Annotated in this window: 3 protein-coding genes and 1 pseudogene; all 4 read left to right on the plus strand. The window is 36.0% G+C overall.

What is annotated here, in order from left to right:
• Positions 1 to 389: 389 nt before the first annotated feature.
• Complete coding sequence (locus GMC92_RS10690; protein WP_004240734.1) at positions 390 to 692, plus strand: TMEM175 family protein; 303 nt, start codon at positions 390 to 392, stop codon at positions 690 to 692.
• Positions 617 to 958, plus strand: a complete 342-nt coding sequence (locus GMC92_RS10695) for a hypothetical protein (protein ID WP_000397556.1) — start codon at positions 617 to 619, stop codon at positions 956 to 958. Before GMC92_RS10690 ends, GMC92_RS10695 begins: the two co-directional genes overlap by 76 nt.
• Positions 959 to 971: 13 nt before the next feature.
• Positions 972 to 1,295, plus strand: a complete 324-nt coding sequence (locus GMC92_RS10700; protein ID WP_001253404.1) for a potassium channel family protein — start codon at positions 972 to 974, stop codon at positions 1,293 to 1,295.
• A pseudogene (locus tag GMC92_RS10705) lies at positions 1,292 to 2,339 on the plus strand (DUF389 domain-containing protein). Before GMC92_RS10700 ends, GMC92_RS10705 begins: the two are co-directional and overlap by 4 nt.
• The last annotated feature ends 351 nt before the right edge of the window (positions 2,340 to 2,690 follow it).

The following is a 2,690-nucleotide window of genomic DNA, read 5'->3' on the forward strand; positions in this document are numbered from 1 at the left end:
AAAGCTCGTAAAGCATCACAATTTAGTAAACGTTAAAACTTATTTAAACTTATTGAAAGCATTTCGTATCAAAAATACGGGATGCTTTTTCTGTTCACCCCAAATTTTTGTAACTAGGTGATACTTGAAATTAATACAAATTTGGTTGTTTTTGATAAATCTAAGCAACACTAAATGATGAAGTGAAAGGGGATGAATCTTTGATAGTATTCATTTATTGTGAAATATGATATATTTATTAATTAGATGGATGAATACTTCTAGAGTTAAATATAGCATAATAGGGACAGACTTTTTGGTTTATTTTTGTTTGTAGTCGGATTATGAAAGAATATCCAATATTATGCGATAAGATAGAATGTTACAAAAAAGAAAGGGGATGCAATCCGATGAAGAAAGACAGATTAATTGTATTGACAGATGCTGTTCTAGCAATTATTATGACCATCTTGATTTTAGAGTTAGAAAAACCAACAACACCAAGTCTTGAAGCTTTTTGGGATTTACGGCAAAATTTCTTTGCTTGTTTTCTTTCCTTTTTCTGGTTGGGATCGTTATGGATGGCACTAAACACATTATGGGAAAAGGTTGAGAAAATTTCCTCAGAAATTATTTGGTGGAATTTGTTTCTACTCTTGGAGCGGCAGGAGTTCTCTTTGGAGAATTTCATGCCATCCAAGATACCAGTCTGAATGATGTGGTGGACCGGATCTATATAAATGTCAAGGATTTACCGTTTCAGTCCTTGGGAGCTTTAGCTAATATCCTGTCTGATGTTAAGAAGGGACTGATTCAAGACAGTCATATCTGGTCTTTCTTCCAGTCATTTTTCAAACAATATCAGTTGATAATCAGCTTAAATCAGATCTATCAGTTTGTCTATCTTTCTCTGATGGAGATCATGTCCTATCTTCACTTTGATTATTGGAAAAAACGGCTCGGTCAGGAGCTAGTATGAATAAGGAGAACAAATGAGACGTTTAAAAATGTTATGGCATATTATACAGGTTACGGGTTTTACTCGGTTTGCTCTGAGTTTTGTGACCTTTGTTTTTGGGTCAGGAGGCGTGCTTTTCCTAGTTGAACCTGCTATCACAAATTACGGAGACGGTCTTTGGTATGCTTTTGTGACTTCGACGACTGTCGGCTACGGGGATCTCCTAGCTGTGACCTTGATTGGAAGGATTACCAGTGTCTTCTTGACGATTTATGGGCTCATATTTTTTGGCTGTTTATCAGCTGTTATTATTAATTATTATACCGATTTAAATAAGGAAAGAGGAGAGGACAAATGACTGCCAATTATTCAACACGGGAATACCGTGAGAAATTATACGATGACCTTCATGTTCGATTGAGAGATACAGCGATTTTGATGTGTGCAATTTTTATTGCCTCTATCGGTCTAAATATGAATTCAACAGCTGTTATTATTGGAGCCATGTTAATTTCACCTCTCATGACACCGATTGTTGGACTGGGATTCGGTTTAGCTATTTTTGATACGCGTTTAATCAAGCAATCTCTAGAGGTTTTATTGACTCAAGTGTTGGTCAGTTTGCTTGTCTCGACTCTGTATTTCTGGATTTCTCCCTTGTCTTATGCAAGTAGCGAGTTGATCGCACGAACCTCTCCAACCATTTGGGATGTTCTCATTGCTATTGCTGGTGGGATTGCTGGTGTGATCGGTTCAAGGAAAAAAGAAGCAAACAATATCGTGCCAGGAGTAGCCATTGCTACAGCTTTGATGCCGCCTATCTGTACTGCTGGCTATGGTTTAGCTAATGGGAATGTACGATTTTTATTGGGCTCTCTATCTTTTCTTGATCAACTGTGTCTTTATCATGCTAGCCAACATTGTTGGAACAAGAATTTTGATGAGAAAATCTCCTTTAACTTCATTTAAAGAGCTGAGCATTAAAATGAGAATTGGCTTGATTTCTTTGATTGTATTGTTGATTCTTCCAGCTAGCTATTCGGCAGTTACTCTGACAATAGAACAAGCGCGCAAAGAAGGGATCAAACAGTTTGTAGGAAAAGAGTTCGCCAATTATACGGTTATTAATCAAGTCTACAAGTCAAGTAACAATGAATTGGTCTTGACGGTTGTTGGAGATCCGATTTCAGAAGAAGAATTAGAAACACTCCACCAAAAACAAGCCTCTTACGGTATTCAATCTGTTCAATTGAAAGTGAATCAAGTTCAGAACTCGCCAACATTAGATAGTGAAGCGACCAAGGAATTTTATGAAAACATTGACAAGTATATTGATCAAAAACTCTCTGAAAAAGATTCACAAAACGATCTCGTAAAAGAAAATGAAGCAGACAAGGATTGAGGACAATGAACTGAATCGGTTTTTACGCCGTGTTTTTCTTGTATCTTCCTCTTTCTTACTTATAGCAGGTTGTTTTTGCTTGAATAAGAAATAAATTAGAAGTTCTATCATCTAAGAAAAATGATGAAAAAAATCATTTAACTAATGGTGTGAACGTTTAGTGTTTATCAGCTCCATTCTCTGTAATTTTGGGGGTAAAATCCACACCATTTAGATAAAATTAGTTGAATTTGATTGGAAAAACGCTTTTATAAAAGCGGAGAAAAGTCTTGATATTACGCTGTTTTTAGTCCAACTGAAATTCATACTTTCCAAACCAGGTCTTAAGAAAGCTCGTAAAGCATCACAATT

The organism is Streptococcus parasanguinis (genome assembly GCF_009717775.1).
GTDB lineage: Bacteria > Bacillota > Bacilli > Lactobacillales > Streptococcaceae > Streptococcus > Streptococcus parasanguinis_AG.

Bases quoted from the DNA above. Each gene is read 5' to 3' on its own strand.
- GMC92_RS10690 (WP_004240734.1), top strand. From the start codon at position 390: ATGAAGAAAGACAGATTAATTGTATTGACAGATGCTGTTCTAGCAATT.
- GMC92_RS10700 (WP_001253404.1), top strand. From the start codon at position 972: ATGAGACGTTTAAAAATGTTATGGCATATTATACAGGTTACGGGTTTT.